12 protein-coding genes are annotated in these 16523 nt (G+C 66.2%); 7 read left to right on the forward strand and 5 right to left on the reverse strand.

Annotated features, from left to right (window positions below):
* The first annotated feature begins 110 nt into the window (after positions 1 to 110).
* A complete protein-coding gene (locus AC5RWA_RS10940) occupies positions 111 to 1328 on the forward strand; it encodes an MFS transporter (RefSeq protein ID WP_494057606.1) in 1218 nt (405 codons plus the stop codon).
* A gap of 129 nt (positions 1329 to 1457) precedes the next feature.
* Here AC5RWA_RS10940 and AC5RWA_RS10945 read toward each other — a convergent pair whose 3' ends face one another.
* On the reverse strand, positions 1458 to 2921 hold the full coding sequence (locus tag AC5RWA_RS10945; protein ID WP_494057607.1) for an amino acid permease: 1464 nt from the start codon (positions 2919 to 2921) through the stop codon (positions 1458 to 1460).
* A gap of 153 nt (positions 2922 to 3074) precedes the next feature.
* On the opposite strand from AC5RWA_RS10945, the gene AC5RWA_RS10950 reads away from it, so the two are divergent.
* From AC5RWA_RS10950 to AC5RWA_RS10965, 4 genes are all read left to right on the forward strand, one after another.
* Positions 3075 to 3989: a LysR substrate-binding domain-containing protein gene (locus tag AC5RWA_RS10950; protein WP_494057608.1), complete on the forward strand. Its 915-nt coding sequence runs from the start codon at positions 3075 to 3077 to the stop codon at positions 3987 to 3989.
* A gap of 93 nt (positions 3990 to 4082) precedes the next feature.
* Positions 4083 to 4508, forward strand: a complete 426-nt coding sequence (panD, locus tag AC5RWA_RS10955; protein ID WP_176156730.1) for an aspartate 1-decarboxylase — start codon at positions 4083 to 4085, stop codon at positions 4506 to 4508.
* 52 nt (positions 4509 to 4560) lie between these two features.
* Positions 4561 to 5487 carry an AEC family transporter gene (locus tag AC5RWA_RS10960; RefSeq protein WP_494057609.1) on the forward strand — a complete coding sequence of 309 codons (927 nt, stop codon included), beginning with the start codon at positions 4561 to 4563 and terminating at the stop codon, positions 5485 to 5487.
* A 47-nt stretch (positions 5488 to 5534) separates the two neighbouring features.
* A complete protein-coding gene (locus AC5RWA_RS10965; RefSeq protein ID WP_494057610.1) occupies positions 5535 to 6665 on the forward strand; it encodes an FAD-dependent oxidoreductase in 1131 nt (376 codons plus the stop codon).
* A 9-nt stretch (positions 6666 to 6674) separates the two neighbouring features.
* Here the strand turns inward: AC5RWA_RS10965 and AC5RWA_RS10970 are convergent, their stop codons facing one another.
* The 4 genes from AC5RWA_RS10970 to AC5RWA_RS10985 form a co-directional block, all read right to left on the reverse strand.
* Entirely contained in the window at positions 6675 to 8138 is a 1464-nt protein-coding gene (locus AC5RWA_RS10970; RefSeq protein ID WP_494057611.1) for an MFS transporter, read from the reverse strand.
* 89 nt (positions 8139 to 8227) lie between these two features.
* Entirely contained in the window at positions 8228 to 10858 is a 2631-nt protein-coding gene (locus tag AC5RWA_RS10975; RefSeq protein WP_494057612.1) for a trehalase-like domain-containing protein, read from the reverse strand.
* Positions 10859 to 11071: 213 nt separating this feature from the next.
* Complete coding sequence (locus tag AC5RWA_RS10980; protein WP_079595421.1) at positions 11072 to 12061, reverse strand: LLM class flavin-dependent oxidoreductase; 990 nt, start codon at positions 12059 to 12061, stop codon at positions 11072 to 11074.
* Positions 12062 to 12339: 278 nt separating this feature from the next.
* Positions 12340 to 14664 carry a coiled-coil domain-containing protein gene (locus AC5RWA_RS10985; RefSeq protein ID WP_494057613.1) on the reverse strand — a complete coding sequence of 775 codons (2325 nt, stop codon included), beginning with the start codon at positions 14662 to 14664 and terminating at the stop codon, positions 12340 to 12342.
* Positions 14665 to 14985: 321 nt separating this feature from the next.
* On the opposite strand from AC5RWA_RS10985, the gene AC5RWA_RS10990 reads away from it, so the two are divergent.
* Both AC5RWA_RS10990 and AC5RWA_RS10995 read left to right on the forward strand, forming a co-directional pair.
* Positions 14986 to 15966 (forward strand): ABC transporter substrate-binding protein, encoded by a 981-nt coding sequence (locus tag AC5RWA_RS10990; RefSeq protein WP_494057614.1) that lies wholly within the window; start codon positions 14986 to 14988, stop codon positions 15964 to 15966.
* A gap of 154 nt (positions 15967 to 16120) precedes the next feature.
* The gene (locus tag AC5RWA_RS10995) at positions 16121 to 16519 is read left to right on the forward strand and encodes a hypothetical protein (protein WP_494057615.1); all 399 of its coding nucleotides are present in this window, start codon (positions 16121 to 16123) and stop codon (positions 16517 to 16519) included.
* The last annotated feature ends 4 nt before the right edge of the window (positions 16520 to 16523 follow it).

Raw genomic sequence — 16523 nt, forward strand, 5'->3', positions numbered from 1 at the left:
TGAACCGCGCTGTACTCTGGCTGACCGTAAGCATGCCGCAGGTCACGCCACCGTGTGTCGGGGCTCTCAGCCGGCTGCGCTCCCATCTGTCCCTAATCAATGAGGATTCCATGACAACTTCCCCCTCCACCTCCCCGTCACGGTGGCCCGTGTGGCTCTGCTGGCTGGCAATGGTCCTGGACGGTTTTGACCTCGTGGTGCTCGGCACCGTCATCCCCACCCTCATCAAGACGGGCGAACTGGGCTTCGACGCCGTAGGCGCAACGTTCGTGGCCACCATTTCCCTCGTGGGTGTGGGCCTGGGAGCACTCTTCATCGCCCCGCTCTCCGACCGCTTCGGGCGCCGCAACCTGCTGATTGCATGCGTGCTCTGGTTCTCGATTTTCACCCTCGCGGTGGTGTGGGCACCGAACGTCGCCGTATTTGGTGCCTTCCGGCTTCTTGCAGGGGCCGGTCTCGGGGCCTGCCTTCCGGCTGCCCTTGCCTACATGAACGACTATGCCCCGGCAGGTTCCGCCGGCAAGTCCACAACCCGTACCATGACGGGATACCACGTGGGCGCCGTGGCCACCGCCTTCCTTGCATTGATCGTCATCCCGGACTGGCGCACCATGTTCGTGGTGGGCGGCATCGCCGGCCTGGTTCTCCTGCCGTTCCTGTGGTTCAAACTTCCCGAGACCCTGCCCTCCGTCCGGACTGCAAGGACGGAGGAGCGGACGGGATTCCGGGATCTGGCCAAAAAGCCCTACCCCCTGGTCGCCGCGGCGATTGCCGCAGCCTCGTTCATGGGCCTGCTGCTGGTCTATGGCCTGAATACCTGGCTTCCGCAGCTGATGGCCTCCGCCGGTTACCCCGTCAGCGCAGGGCTGTCCCTGCTCCTGGTCCTGAACCTTGGCGCCGTTGCCGGCCTCATCATCGCCGGCGTCCTGGCGGACAAGCACGGCACCAAACCCATCGTGCTGCTGTGGTTCGGCCTTTCGGCGGTGTGCCTCGCCCTCCTGAGCATCAAGGTGGACAACGCAATCCTGCTTAACGCCCTGGTCTTCGTCACGGGAGTGTTTGTCTTCAGTTCCCAGGTGCTCGTGTACGCCTGGGTCAGCCAGCTGTTCCCGGCCCGCCTTCGCGCAACGGCACTTGGATTCGCCGCAGGCGTGGGCCGTATCGGCGCCATCGCCGGACCTGCCGTGACAGGCGGGCTGGTCGCAGCCGGCATCGCCTACCCCTGGGGGTTCTACATCTTCGCAGCGGCCGGCGCCCTCGCCGTGGTTGCGCTGCTGGCGGTTCCGCACTCCATGGCTGCCAGCCATGAGAACGCCGTCGCCCAGTAGGCCTGCAGCCCGGAAACCAAAAGAACCCTTTCCCACAGGACTGTGGGAAAGGGTTCTTTTATTTCCGCCGAACGTGAGAGGGCGTCGCGTGAAAACCTGCGGAAGCTGAGAGAGCGTCCCGAGGGCCGGTCAGCGGAGGGGGCGGTGCATCTCCACGATCTCCTCGTGCCGCGGGCTGGCGGGGTTCATCAGGGAGTTTTTCTTGCCGTAGAAGAAGTAGATCGCCAGGCCCACCACCAGCCACACCCCAAAGCGTGCCCAGGTTTCCCAGTGGAGCTGGAACATCAGGAATGCCGATGCCAGGACGCCGAAGGCCGGAATGACAGGCATCAGCGGCAGGCGGAAGGTGCGCGGCGCGTCGGGCCTCTTGTAGCGGAACACGATCACGGAGAAACAGACCACAACGAACGCCGCCAGAATGCCGATGTTCGTCAGGTCAGCAACAGCCTTGATGGGGAAGACGCCCGCCAGCAGGGCCGAGGCGACGCCGGCAATCCACGTGACGCGCTGCGGGGTGCCGTGGCGGTCGGTCTTGGCAAACCAGCCGGGCAGCAGGCCGTCGCGGCTCATGGAGAACCAGACACGGGTGACGCCCAGGAGGAAGGTCAGCATCACGGTAAGGATGGACAGGACGGCGAACACGGAGATGATCGTGGCAATCACCGGCAGCCCAACACCCGTGAAGGCCGAGGCGAAACCGGCCGTGGGGTCGATGTCCTTGTAGTTCTGCATGCCGGTCAGCACCAGCGTGGCGGCTACATAGAGCAGCATGGCAATGATCAGCGACAGGATGATGGCCTTGGGCATGTGCTTCTTGCCGTCCTTGGCCTCTTCGGCGGCGGTGCTCATGGCGTCGTAGCCGAAGACGGCGAAGAAGACGGTGGCCGCGCCGGCCAGGACGGGGCCAAAGCCGCTGGGCATGAACGGGTTGTAGTTGTTGGTGTCGATGTAGAAGACGCCCAGGCCGATGATGAAGAGGATCAGGATGACCTTGATAGCCACGGCCACGAGTTCGAACCGGCCAAACGCCTTCGTACCGCGGGAAAGGATCCAGGTCACCAGGAGGCACACCACGATGGCCGGGATGTTCACGATGCCGCCCCGGCCCTCGTCAGCGGTGGAGGTCATCCAGAGGGGCATGTTGATGCCGATGCCGGAGAGGAAGGCGTCGAAGTAGCCGGAGATGCCGATGGCCACCACGGCCACGATGGCGATGTATTCCAGCAGGAGGTCCCAGCCGATGAACCAGCCGATAATTTCGCCCAGGGCCACGTAGCCGTAGGTGTAGGCGGAGCCGGCGCGGGGGATCATTCCCGCGAACTCCGCGTACGACAGTGCAGCTGCTGCGGAGGCAAGCCCGGCAACAAGGAACGAGATCAGCACAGCCGGCCCCACTCCGGGTGCGCTTTCACTTCCGGCGGCCACCAGCCCCGCGAGGGAGAAGATGCCGACGCCGATGATGCCGCCTACGCCAATGGCGGTCAGCTGCCACAGCCCGAGTGACTTGAAGAGGCCACTGTGTTTGTTCTCTTCCTCAATGTCATCGATGGGCTTGCGCCGCATGACCGACTGGCTCATATCTCTAGTACTCATCAGGAACTCCTGCTTGGGGTGCGACCCCGCCGCGGCACGCCGAAAATCGGCTGTGACGGGGGTAACTCGGTCCCAACAGTATGCAAGCATGCTTGCATTAGATAAAGTGACTACTTCTAACCTATATTCGTTAGTTTCGGTAAGGAATTCCTCATGCTTGATGTCCGCAGGCTTCGGCTGCTCCGGGAATTAAGCATCCGCGGGACCCTTGCGGAGGTGGCGGACGCACTGCAGTACAGCCCGTCGTCGGTGTCCCAGCAGCTTGCCCTCCTGGAAAAGGAGGTGGGTGTGGAGCTGCTCCGGAAAACCGGCCGGCGGGTGCAGCTGACGCCGCAGGCTGAAGTGCTGGTGGCCCACACGGAGCAGCTGCTCCAGACGATGGAACAGGCCGAGGCGGACTTGGCGGCGTCACTGACAACCGTCACCGGAACCGTGCGGATCGCGGTCTTCCAGTCGGCAGCGCTGGCGCTGATGCCGGACACCCTCACACGGATGTCCGCCACATACCCCGAGGTCCGGATCGAGATGATCCAGCGTGAGCCCGAAACGGCGCTCCACGAGACGTGGGCACGGGACTTCGACCTGGTAATCGCCGAGCAGTACCCGGGGCACGCCGCGCCACGTTATCCCGAGCTGGACCGCGTACGCCTGACCAAGGATGCCATCCGGCTGGCTGTTCCCCCGGCGTCCGACGGTGGCCCGGCCATCCGCGGGCTGGCGGACACCGCGGAACTCGCGTGGGTCATGGAGCCACGGGGTGCCGCGTCGCGCCACTGGGCGGAGCAGGCGTGCCGCAGCGCCGGCTTCGAACCGGACGTCCGCTTCGAAACCGCGGACCTGCAGGCCCAGATCCGGCTGATTGAATCCGGCAACGCGGTGGCCCTGATGCCGGACCTGGTGTGGACCGGGCGCGGCACCTCTGCCCAGCTGCTGGAGCTTCCGGGCAAGCCGCACCGCACGGTTTTCACCTCGGTGCGCCGTTCAAGCGCACAGCGGCCTGCCATCCTCGCAGCCCGCGAAACCCTGGCGGCGGCTGCGGCGGCCGTGGCGCGGGACGACGCCGCGTAACCACCCGCCGTCGTACATTACCCTCAGCGGGTGCTGCCGAGTGTTCCCTGCGTCACTGCGGGGAAGCGGGGCCGGCGCTAGACTTGTGCCGTTATGAATCGAACAATGTTCAAGTCCAAAATCCACCGGGCCACCGTCACGCACGCCGACCTGCACTATGTAGGTTCGGTCACCGTTGACCTGGACCTGCTGGATGCTGCCGACATCCTTCCCGGTGAGCTCGTGTCCATTGTGGACGTCACCAACGGCGCCCGCCTGGAGACGTACACCATCGCGGGCGAGCGCGGCTCCGGTGTCATCGGTATCAACGGTGCAGCGGCGCACCTCATGCACGAGAACGACATTGTCATCCTGATTACCTACGCACAGATGACCTCCGAGGAAGCCAAGGCGTACGAGCCCCGGGTGGTCCACGTGGACGAGAACAACAAGGTCATCCAGCTGGGCAACGACCCCGCCGAGGGGCTTACCCCCGGGATGATGCGTCCGCCGTTCGCCCTTAACAACGCCGCACTCTAACCCGGAGCGTGAGCCCCGGTAGACAACTCCGCCGCGCCCGGCAGGTTGCCCCGTGCTAGGAGTGCTGGCGGGCTTCTTTGTGGTGTGGTGCATCATCCTGGTGGGCTGGTTTGTGGGCCGGCGGAAAATCCTCGGAGACAACGCCCGCCAGGTCCTCAGCTCCCTCACCTTCTTCGTGGCCAGCCCGGCGCTGCTCTTCGAAACGCTGAGCAAGGCCCGCCTCCAGGAAGTCTTCGCCGAACCACTGCTGGTGACGGCGGTGGCCGCCATGTCCACAGCGGTTATCTTTTTTACCCTCGCCAAGTTCTGGCTGAAACGCTCGCTGCCCGAATCCCTGATGTCCTCCATGGCGGCGTCGCTGGCCAACTCGGCGAACCTCGGCATCCCCATCGCCGTCTACGTCCTGGGCGATGCCAGCTATGTGGCCCCGCTGCTGATTTTCCAGCTCGCCTTCTTCACCACGCTGTTCCTGATGATCCTGGATTCGAGCACCAGCTCGCACCGCACCACTCCCCTCAGTTTTATCGTGATGATCCTGCGGAACCCCATGATCGTGGGTTCGGCGCTGGGGCTGGTGGTTGCCGGGACCGGCTTCCAGGTTCCGGCGCTGGTCATGGAACCCATCCACCTGATCGGCGGGGCCGCGATCCCCGCGATGCTGATCGCGTTCGGGATGAGCCTTAACGGCAGCCGGCCACTGCAGGCCGCGGCGGCCCGGCGCGTGGACACCCTGCTCGCGAGCGGCTTCAAGCTGGCCGTCCAGCCGGCACTGGCGTACCTTTTCGCCCGGTTTGCCCTGGGGATGGACGGCCATGCCCTGTTCGCGGTGGTGGTGACCTCGGCGCTGCCAACCGCGCAGAACGTCTTCGTGGCCGCCAGCCGTTACAAGACCGGACTTACAGTGGCAAAGGACACCGTCCTGATTACCACCATCGTGGCTGTGCCTGCGATGATCGGCGTCGCGCTGCTGCTCACGTAGGAACGCACTGACTGCACAACCCGGACCGAGAGAGCAATTGGAGAACCATGCACACCATCCTTGACACTGTGGTGATCGGCGGCGGGGCCATGGGCTCGGCTGCCGCGTGGGCGCTCTCGCGCCGGGGCCGCCACGTGACGCTGGTGGAACAGTTCGGCCCGGGGCACCGGATCGGCGCTTCGCACGGCACCACCCGGAACCTGAACCCCGGCTACCACCGCCCGGAGTACGTGGCCATGCTGGCCGAAGGGCTGGCCCTGTGGGACGAACTTGAGCAGGACAGCGGCGAGAAGCTGCTCACCCGGACCGGCATTGTGAACCACGGCCCCGAGCCGATGCTTCCCGACGTCGCTGCCGCGCTGACCCAGGCCGGCATCCGCGCGGAGTTCCTTCGACCGGCCGAGGCAGGGGAGCGGTGGGGCGGCATCCGGTTCGACCAGCAGGTGCTGCACATGCCCGACGGCGGCCAGCTCAATCCGGAGGCTGCACTGCCCGCCTTCCAGCGGCTTGCCGTCGCCCGCGGCGCCGATATCAGGCACCACACCAAGGTGGTGGACTTCGAGGTGATGGACGACGGCGTCCGGCTGGGTTTCGAGTCCGCAGCGGGCATGGAGGTGGTCACCGCGGCCCAGGTGGTGGTGACGGCGGGCGGCTGGACCGAAAAGCTTTTGGGTGCCGTTGGACGTACGAAGCTGCGGATCCCGAAGCTCACCGTCACGCAGGAACAGCCCGCGCACTTCCGGATCACCGACGGGCAGGCTGTGTGGCCCGGGTTCAACCACTACCCCGGTACCGGCGGGGACTACCAGGGCTGGTACTCCCCGGTGTACGGCATGCATACCCCGGGCGAAGGGATCAAGGCCGGGTGGCACGGCGTGGGGCCCGTGGTGGACCCGGACCGGCGGTCCTTCCAGCCCGAACCCAGGCAGCTCGCGGCGCTGCAGGACTACGCCCGGACCTGGCTGCCGGGTGTGGACGCCGATTCCTTCGAGGCGATCAGCTGCACCTACACCACTACCCCGGACGAGGATTTCATCCTGGACCGGATCGGACCGGTGGTCATAGGCGCCGGATTCTCCGGGCACGGCTTCAAGTTTACGCCGGTGGTGGGCCGGATCCTTGCCGACCTTGCCACCGGCACCCGCCCGGCACCGGAGATCTTCCGCGCCTCCCGGTAAGCACTGCCGCTATTGGGTGCTGTCCTCCGCATCGGCGAGGACCTGGTCCGGCCCCTTCCCTCCGCTGGTGCCGGCGCGGACAGCGGGCATGGCCAGGACCGCGGCGACGGTGACCAGTCCGGCCACCAGCGCGGCCAGGAAGACGGCACCGGAAGCGGCCACCACCGCCGGACCGCTGCTGTCCCCGCCCGGGGTTCCCGCGTAGATTGCGTTGGCCACTGCCCCGAACACCGCCACGCCCAAGGCGCTGCCGATGGACCGGGCGAACATGTTGGTGCTGGTGACCACGCCGCGTTCATTCCAGGGCACGCTGGACTGGGCGGCGATCAGGGTGGGGGTGGCCACCAGCCCCAGCCCGAGTCCCACCACGAAGCAGCTGCCGGCCACGGACGCCACGTTGGGTACGGTTGCCGTCAGGGCCAGGACCAGGAGTCCCGCCACCGTCACGGAGACGCCGATGAGGGCCGTGGCCTTGAAGCCGATCCGCAGGTACAGCCGGCCGGCCTGCGAGGCGCTGATCGGCCAGCCGACGGTCAGCGCGGCCAGGGCCAGCCCGGCCACCAGGGGTGAGCTGGACAAGGCCCCTTCCAGGAAGGTGGGCACGAAGGAGGTCAGCCCGATCAGCACCGCCCCAACTCCGAAGGACACCAGGGCGGTAGTGCCAAGAAGGCGGCGGGACACCACCCAGGACGGCAGGACGGGCTCCGCTGCCCGCCGCTCCACCATGAGGAAGAGGGCCAGGAGCACGCCGCCCACCGTAAAGACGCCGATGCTGGCGGGTGAGTTCCACTCCCATGCCTGGCCGCCCTGGAGGGCGCCAAGGATCAGCAGTCCCAGGGAAACTGCCAGCAGCGCCGCCCCGGCGAAGTCCACCCGGTGCTTGGCCCGCTCCACGTTCTCGTGCAGGGTCCGGAGCAGCATCCATCCTGCCAGCAGGCACAGGGGGACGTTGACCAGGAAAATCCCGCGCCACAGGCCCAGGGACGCAAAGATTCCGCCGAGGCTCGGCCCCACCACGGAGGACACGGCCCACACGCTGGCGAGGTAGCCCTGCACCTTGGCGCGTTCCTCCAGGGAATAGATGTCGCCGGCGATCGTGATGGACACCGGCAGCACCGCGCCGGCGCCGAGCCCCTGCAGGGCCCGGAACGCGATCAGCGAGGGCATGCTCCAGGCGAGGCCGCACAGGACGGAGCCGAGCAGGAACAGTCCGATGCCGGCCAGGATAATGGGCTTGCGGCCGGCCATGTCGGACAGCTTGCCGTAGATGGGCACGGAGACGGCCTGGGCCAGCAGATAGGCCGAGAAGAGCCAGGGGAATGACGAGAACCCGCCCACGTCCCGCACGATTGACGGGACGGCGGTGGCCACGATGGTGGAATCAATCGCGACGAGCCCCGTGGCCAGCATGAGGGCGATGAGGATGGGCCCGCGTTCGGAGCGGAATCCTACGCCCTGAGATGTGGTTGTCATGGTGGGTTTCCTGCCTTGGTCTCCGTTGCCGGAACCGTCCGCTGCAGGCACCCGGAACTTCCACTCTAGGCAGCAATCAGGACCAGCGGCTACCTTCTGCCCTGCAGGGCGTCCAGGAGGCGGGCACACCGGATGAAACCGAGGTGGGAGTACGCCTGCGGGTGGTTCCCCAAGTGGGTCTCGGTGCCGGGATCGTATTCTTCGGGCAGCAGCCCGGTTGGCCCGAAGAGGTTCACCAACTGGTCGAAAAGGTCCCAGGCCTCCTCAACCCGCCCCACCGCAACGTACGCCTCAATCAGCCAGGTGGTGCAGATGTGGAACCCGCCCTCCAGGCCCGGCAGGCCGTCGTCGTACCTGTAGCGGAACACGGTGGGACCCACCCGCAGTTCCCGTTCCACGGCCGTGACCGTATCCAGGAAGCGCTGGTCCGAGACGTCCAGCAGGCCTGACAGCCCGATGTGCAGGACGGCGGCGTCCAGATCGGGGCTGTCATAGGCAACGGTGTAGGAGGATGCTGTCTCATCCCAGCCTTCACGCAGCACCTCGTCCCGGATGGCTGTGGCAGTGGCTTCCCAGGAGGGGTCGGGGGTGCGCCCGTGCCGGGCGGCGGTTTGCAGCGCCCGGTCCAGGGTCACCCAGCACATCACTTTGGTGTACACGTGATGCCGGGGAGCGCGCCGCGCCTCCCAGATGCCATGATCGGGTTCGTGCCAGCGGGCCAGCACCGCGGAAGCCATCTGGACCATCAGCTCCCAGTGGCCGTCGGTCAGCGCCGACTCCTTTTCGCTCAGGGCATGGATCAGTTCCGCGATGGGGCCGAAGACATCCAGCTGGACCTGGTGGTCCGCGGCGTTGCCGATCCGGACCGGCCGGGAGCCGGCATACCCGGGGAGACTGTCGATGACCGCTTCGGTTGAGAGCGGCGCGCCCGTCACGGAGTAGAGCGGATGGAGCCACTCCGGGCCGGGGGCGTGCTCCAAAATCCGTCCAAGCCAGCCCAGGAAACCGGCTGCTTCCTGCGTGGAGCCAAGGTCCACCAGCGCGTTGACGGTCATGGACCCATCCCGCAGCCAGCAGTACCGGTAGTCCCAGTTGCGGGTGCCGCCGATCCCTTCGGGCAGTGACGTTGTGGGCGCGGCCAGCACGGCGCCGGTGGGTTCGTGGACCAGCGCGCGGAGCACCAGGGCGGACCGGCGCACCAGGGAGGGCTTGACGCCGGGCAGGTCCAGGCTCTGCACCCAGCTCCGCGAGTGGAGTGCCACGCCCGCCCGCCGGTCCGTTTCGCCGCCGGGATCTGCGGGCTGGTGTTCGGTGTCGCCGCACCGCAGGTTGAGCACCACTGGACCGTCCTGCAGGTTGACAGCGGCCGTGGCCGTGGCGTGCCGGCCGTCCGAGGCGATGGCGAACTTCACGCCCGGGGCGTAGAGGACAACGGGGTCCGAGGTCCCCGCAACATGCAGTTCGTCGCCGCGGGCCTCCATGCTGAACGGCGCGTTGGCGTAGTCAGGGCGGGGGGCGAAGACGATCCGGGCTGCACCGCTTCCGGACAGGACCCGTACCAGGCTGGTGATGCCTTCCGGGGCAGGTTCAAGGTAGTCCGTGACCGTGACGTCCGCCCAGCGGGTCTCCACGATCATGGTGCTGTCCACGTAGCGCTGGCCCAGTACCTGGGAGGCCTTGACCGGCTCGATGGAGAAGTGCCCTGCCGCATCGCCGCCGAGGATGTGGGCAAAGAGTGACCCGGAGTCCGGGAGCGGATGGCTCATCCAGCAGATCCTGGCGTCCGGGGTGACAAGGGCCGTGGAGGATCCGTTGCCGATCATGGAGTGCCGCTCAAGCCCCACGGCGTCCTCGCCGAACAGCCACGCCCGGCGCAATTCGAAGAGGATGGCCAGGACCCGGGCAAAGCACTCCGGGTCGCGGAGCCGGTGCGCGGCGCGGGTCTCCCCCGGGCCCACCCGCAGGCCCATGTCCGGCCCGCGGAGGGTGGCGATGGCGAGCTCGTCGCTGTAGGCGTCGCCGGCGTACATGGCAGCGCTGGCGCCGAGCCGCGACCGGAGGTTTTCCAGTGCCTCGGCCTTCGCCGGTTCCACGACCGAAAGGTCCAGGACCGACCCGTCCACAATGAAGAACAGTCCGTGGCTGCGGGCGATCTCCCGGGCGGTTTCCGTGACAGCCGCGACGACGTCCGCCGTAGCAGGCCGGGTGTGGACCGAAACGGCCACAGGCTTGCGCTCGATCCAGATTCCCTTATGGAAGCCCACAGCCTCAGTGAGTGCTGCGTTGACTTTGTGCAGAACCGCTTCGGTGGCCAGGGGCTGGACATGCGCGAACTGCATGTCCGGTTCGGCACCGTGCGAGCCGATGAGGTGCACTTCCGCGGGCAGGCGGGATACGGCAGCCAGGTCACGAAGCGAACGGCCGGAGATGACGGCGGCATGGGTGTTGGGCAGCGCCGCGAGGGCGCGCAGGGCGATGGCAGCGCTTCCCAGGGGGAGGGTTTCCGTGGAGATCCCCTCGGCATCGCAGAGCGTCCCGCCGTAATTGCATGCAACCAGAAGCCCCGGAACCCGGGCCAGGACCTTAAGTTCCGCCAGCAGGGTGGGAGTCAGCCCGTCGCCGGCCGCGTCAGATTGGATGAAGGAACGGAGCAGCCCCAGCGGGAGGGACCGGGTAAGCAGCGCGGAATCCGCCACGCTTTGGTTCAGCGGCATCGCCATTCGTGCACCCCTTAGGCAGGACGCACCCGGTAAGGCAGCCGCGGGATGGCCCGCGGCGATCGGGTGGTGCCCCTCCCCGGAGGTCCGCCGGAACTCCGGAGGGGACATCCCTCATGGTCCGCCCGGCCGGTTTCCGCCGAAAGTCCCCACCATTGCGTATGTGTAAAAGCACTGCGTATGTGGAAAAGTCCGGCGGCGGGTGGCCGCCCCCAGCTACACCCGGGCCAGGCCGGCCGCCTGGGCAAGCAGCTCGACGGACCGCAACCGGGCCTCGGTGCCGGTGCTTTGGTGGGCCACGATGAGTTCGTCGGCGTCGGCGTGCCGGCCGAAGCTGTCAAGATACTCCATCACGGCGTCGGGCGTGCCCACCGCCGAATAGGTCATCATCTGGGAGACGTGCTGGCCCTGCGGTGAGTCGAGGATCATGTCCGCCTCGTCGTCGGTGAACTCCCGCCCGCCGCCGAAGAACAGGGAGACCCTTGCGCGCTTGGTCTCCTGCAGCATGGCCTGCGCTTCAGAGGCGGAATCAGCGGCAATAACATTCACGCCGGCAATCACGTGCGGCGCATCCAGCTGGGCGGAGGGCTTGAATTCCCGGCGGTAGATGGCCACGGCATCCTGCAGCGCGTTGGGCGCAAAGTGCGAAGCGAAGGCGTAGGGAAGTCCCAGCTGGGCGGCCAGCCGTGCGCCGAACAGGGATGAGCCCAGGATGTAGAGCGGCACGTTGGTGCCCTTGCCCGGGGTGGCTTCCACACCCTGGATGCGGGTGGGGCCGGTGAGGTAGCCCTGGAGCTCCAGGACGTCCTGCGGAAAGCTGTCCGCGGACATCGGGTCCCGCCGCAGCGCACGCATGGTGTTCTGGTCGCTGCCGGGTGCGCGGCCCAAGCCGAGGTCGATGCGCCCCGGGTGCAGGGTTTCCAGGGTGCCGAACTGTTCGGCGATTGTCAGGGGCGAGTGGTTGGGCAGCATGATGCCGCCGGCGCCCAGCCGGATGCTTTCCGTGTGCGCGGCCACGTGGGCGATCAGCACGCTGGTGGCGGAGGAAGCGATGGAGGACATGTTGTGGTGCTCGGCGTACCAGATCCGCCGGTACCCCAGCCGCTCGGCGCTTTGCGCCATGGCCACGCTGCCTGCGAAACTCTCCGCCGCCGTCTGGCCTTTGCCGATGGTTGCCAGGTCAAGGATGGAAAGCGGAAGAGTCACGTGAGGTGCCGGCCTTTCGAAGCGTTGCGTAGTTTTGCCCGCCGGGTCACGGCGGGCACGAAAGGCATAACCATGGCGGTACCCGTCTTATTTCTGTGATGTTCGGAATACTCAGCAAACTGATGAGGCTGGGCCAGAACCACCAGTCCAGGGAGGACGTGGCGAAGGAAGTCGTTGAGGCTCTGGGTAGCCTCCTGGAGCAGACACGAAGGGGCCAGGCCTGACGGCCTGGCCCCTTCGCTGCGGCGCACATCATTGGGCGCCGGTCTTCCACGCCGTTAAACGGCGCAGCCTCCGTAGCCGATCTGCGTGTCGATGGCATTGATCTTCGTCTGCACTGCCCCCAGTTGATCCTGCAAGCTGCGCACCACTGCCTTCTGCACATCAATGGCTTTACTGTTGCTCCCCTTCCTGCCCGCCAGGCCGGCCAGCACACCCTGGGCTTCCACCAGCTGCCGGTCAAGCGCGTTCAGCTGGAGCTGCAGGTCCTTGAGCGCTGATTCCGCCGCGGTGATCTCACCTTCCAGAGCGGTGAGCTGGGCCAGAAGCGGCGTCACCCTGCCCTGCAGCACGAGGATCTCCGCTTCCTTGGACTGGATTTCCGCGTTCTTCAGGGCCAGGTCAGCCACCAGCTTGTCCATGATCGCGTTCAGGCTTTCGATCTCTTTCGTCTTGCCGGAAACCAGACTCTGCGCTGCATCAACAGCCGCCTGAAGGGCCGGAAGTTCGCCTTTGAGACCTGAAATTTCCAGCTGTTTTGCTCCCACCGCGGACTCCGCTGCAACACGGGCCGCCTCGGCCTCCGCCAAAGCCACCTTCCTTGCCTCCACCACGGACCTCTGGCCGGCAATGGCTTGCTCGGCAGCGGCGACGTTCCCGATGAGCGCCGGCAGCGCCGCTTCCATATCCTCCAGAATTGTCTCCTGGGTGGAGAGCTCGCCTGATGCCACAACGGCTGTCTCCGTAAGCATGGTGAGCTGCTGTTGCAAAGCGTCCAGTTCAGTCTGCTTCCCAGCGACGGCACCGTTCGCCTGGTCCACGGCGCCCTCAAGCGCGGGAAGTTCGGCCGTCAGCTTCGCGATCTCGCCTTCCTTGGCCGTGACGGCCGCATTCGCAATCGTCAGGACCGACTGCAGCGGCACGGACAGCGTCTGCAGCGCGCTGCTTTCCTGCTGCCTGGCCAGCAACTGACTGTTCAAGGATGACACCTGCGCATTAAGGGCCGCCAGGTCCCCTTGAAGTCCGGAAATCTCGGCGTCTTTGTCGGTGATCTGCGCGCTGACGGCAGCAAGCAGCGTCAGCTTCTCAGCCCGTTGGGTAATAAGGCCGTTCGCGCTGCCATTGTTCTTGTCTATTTTCGCCGTTAAAGCCGCGATCTCTGCTTCAAGGGCGCTCTTGTTGGCCTCCAGCTGGCCCAGCTGGGCCTGGGCCGTTGCCAGCTCACCCTGTATGGCCACTATGGCGGTATTTATGGTGCTGATTCGGCCCTGGAATACCGCTACGTCTGCTTCAGCCGCAGCGATGTGGTCATTGTTGGCTTTCACCGCGGCCGCCGCGGCCGCTGCCTCCGCCTCCAAGGTGACGAGGCGTGCCTCGGCCGCAACAATCTCGGCGGTCTTGGCTGCGCGCGCTGCCGCTGCTGAGCCGGCGGCAGCTTCACGAACCTCCAGATCCGCTTCGACGGCCGCGATCTCAGCTTTCTTATCTGCCACGGCTTTGTCCGCTGCCGCCGCCGTTGCCTCCAGTTCCGCGAGCTTCTGCTCTGCCAGCCGAATGGCCTCCCGCTGCGCCTGCAGGGCTTCCTCAGCGGCTTCGCCTGCTGTCTCCCATGACGTGAGGTCATTCTTGGCTGCGGTCAGTTCGTCCGTTGCGGTGGCAACCGCCGCGGCGGCTTCTTGCGCCGCGGTGGTCAGGGTTGTGAGATCGTCCTCTGCCGCCTCGATCTGGGCTTCCTTGGCCGCCACTTCAGAGGCCGCCTTCCCGGCCGCCTGCTGAAGGACCAGAAGCTCGCCGGCAGCGGCATCGATCGCGCGCTGGGCACCGGCCATTTCTGCGGACAGGGCAGCCGCTTCGGCGCGAAGACCGGCAGCGGCCGCTTCAGCCGCAGCCTGCTGCTCAAGCAGGGGTGCGAGCTCGGCTTCGACCCCGGCCTTGTCGACATGCAGGATGGCCAGGGCCTCCCGGGTGTCTGAGATGGCCGCCAGCGTTGCGGTTTTCTCCCCTTCAAGCCTGGTGATGTCGCCGTCGGCAGTCTTGACGTCTTTCGCCAGCTGCTGTGCCTCCGCCTCGAGGGCCGCCATCTCCGTATTCACGGCAGCCATCTGCTCCATAAGTGCCGCCTGCTGTGCCGCCAGCCCATCACGTTCAGCCTGCAGCCTGGCAATGACATCGGCGTTCTTTTTGGCCGCGGCTTTCAGCAGGTTTTCCTGGACGGTCCCCCGGTGTGCCAGCTGGTTCACCACGCCATTGCAGATCGATCCGTTGGACGATGTCCCGGCGACGGCCGGCTGCACCAGCACCAAGCTGGTGGCCAGCAGGCCCGGCAGGACAACGGCAGCGGCGAGGCGGCGTGGAACCGACGGCTTTGACGGGGAAGTGCGCATGTGTGCTCCTGAGACCGGTGAACGGCCCCCATTGGCCGCTGCTAGCCCAACGGTAGGTTGCGGCAGCTGCCAAGCACACGCGTAATCCCACACCTGTCTTTAGGCCCCAGGTACTCGTTAAAAGGCGACACCCGGCGCGCGCTACTTGGTTCTTGACTCGGCAGAGGGCCCGAATATGACCGCCGCGGTCGCCCGATTAACCGGCGTTACGCCCTGTATCTCCGGGTTGCGGCGGCCTTTGATTCCCTTCGCGGCGCTGGCGGATAGTTGCTGCAACGAGCACACCCGCTGCATCTGCTACCTACTTCCCAAGGGGGAATCTTGGCCATCACCAGAACGAAACCCGCCGCCGTCGCGGCCCTGACAGCAGCAGCATTGCTGGGGCTGGTTGCCTGCGCTGATCCGGGCGCGACGGCGGCGACAGCACCGTCGTCGTCCTCCGCCACACTTGCGGGGAAGCAGTTCAACCTGTCCCCGGAGCAGGACCGCTTCAAGGTCAGCGTTGACCCCGCTGCGGCGGCACTGGTCCCGGAGGCCATCAAGGCCGACGGGAAGCTCACCATCGTGAGCACCGGAGGCACTGCTCCGCTGAGCCTTTTCGCGACCGACAACAAGACCCTGATCGGCAGCGAGGTGGACATCGCCTACGCAGTGGGCGAGACGCTTGGCCTGGAGGTCGAAGCCCTTCCCGTGGCCTGGGCCGATTGGCCGCTGGGCGTTGAATCCGGAAAGTATGAGGCGGTGCTGTCCAACGTGACCGTCACCGAGGCCCGCAAGGAAAAGTTCGACTTCGCCACCTACCGCAATGACCTGCTGGGCTTCTACGCAAAGAGCGACTCAAACATCGGCGAGATCAAGGAGGCCAAGGACGTGGCGGGCAAGCGGGTCATCGTTGGCTCCGGCACCAACCAGGAAGCCATCCTGGTGCGCTGGGACGAGGAAAACAAGAAGAATGGCCTGGCGCCGGTCGAGTTCCAGTATTACGACGACGATTCCGCCTCGTCGCTTGCCCTTCAGTCCGGCCGGGCGGACCTGACCTTCGGACCCAACGCGGGTGCCGCCTACAAGGCTGCGCAGGATGGAAAGAGCAAGCAGGTGGGCACGCTCAACGGCGGCTGGCCGCTGACGGCGGAAATCGCCTTCACCACCAAGAAGGACAACGGCCTGGCTGTGGCTGCCCAGGCAGCGCTGAACGAACTGATCGAAAACGGCACCTACGCCAAGATCCTGGACCGCTGGGGCCTGTCATCCGAGGCCATCCAGAAGTCCGAGCTGAACCCGGCAGGCCTGCCTAAGAAGTAAAGGGTCCTGCCGACGAAGGAATCCCCGCCGGGCACCAGCCCGGCGGGGATTTTTCATATCCAGTTCCGGCGGTGGCGTGAACGCCGGAAACTAAGCTGTGATGGAGCAGTTCCAGGCCCACGGAAGCACGAAGGAAGCACGAAAGGAACGAGCCATGACGGATGGGAAGTATGACATTGACGGCCGCCTGGCGCAGCTGCTGGCCGCAACCGTCCGGCTCGACCCCGATGCAACAATCGAGCTGACTGTTGTAGTTGACGGCACCATCATTTCGGGATCGGTCGCGTCCGGGCAGACCTGGGAGCGGCGGCAAAATGACCAGATCCGCGTCGGCAGCCCGGCCATCGCCGACGTGCTCGCCTCCGTTGCCTCACCCGCGGACGAACAGAAACTGAACGACGATCCGTACGTCCATTTTCTTGGCCCCGTGCTCGTGACAGGGGGACGCCAGGTCCGCCTGCAGGCAACCAGGGTCGATCTGCGTATAGTCGCGGCCTGGAGCATCGGCCGTGTGCCCGCTGATCAGGAATGGCACCGCCCTGCCTACGACTGAAGTC

Source organism: Arthrobacter sp. 210 2 (assembly GCF_059093025.1).

What these genes read in the sequence shown, in the direction of transcription:
- AC5RWA_RS10940 (WP_494057606.1), top strand. Translation starts at nt 111, where the DNA reads ATGACAACTTCCCCCTCCACCTCCCCGTCACGGTGGCCCGTGTGGCTC.
- AC5RWA_RS10945 (WP_494057607.1), bottom strand. Translation starts at nt 2,921, where the DNA reads ATGAGTACTAGAGATATGAGCCAGTCGGTCATGCGGCGCAAGCCCATC.
- AC5RWA_RS10950 (WP_494057608.1), top strand. Translation starts at nt 3,075, where the DNA reads ATGCTTGATGTCCGCAGGCTTCGGCTGCTCCGGGAATTAAGCATCCGC.
- panD (WP_176156730.1), top strand. Translation starts at nt 4,083, where the DNA reads ATGAATCGAACAATGTTCAAGTCCAAAATCCACCGGGCCACCGTCACG.
- AC5RWA_RS10965 (WP_494057610.1), top strand. Translation starts at nt 5,535, where the DNA reads ATGCACACCATCCTTGACACTGTGGTGATCGGCGGCGGGGCCATGGGC.
- AC5RWA_RS10970 (WP_494057611.1), bottom strand. Translation starts at nt 8,138, where the DNA reads ATGACAACCACATCTCAGGGCGTAGGATTCCGCTCCGAACGCGGGCCC.
- AC5RWA_RS10975 (WP_494057612.1), bottom strand. Translation starts at nt 10,858, where the DNA reads ATGGCGATGCCGCTGAACCAAAGCGTGGCGGATTCCGCGCTGCTTACC.
- AC5RWA_RS10985 (WP_494057613.1), bottom strand. Translation starts at nt 14,664, where the DNA reads ATGCGCACTTCCCCGTCAAAGCCGTCGGTTCCACGCCGCCTCGCCGCT.
- AC5RWA_RS10995 (WP_494057615.1), top strand. Translation starts at nt 16,121, where the DNA reads ATGACGGATGGGAAGTATGACATTGACGGCCGCCTGGCGCAGCTGCTG.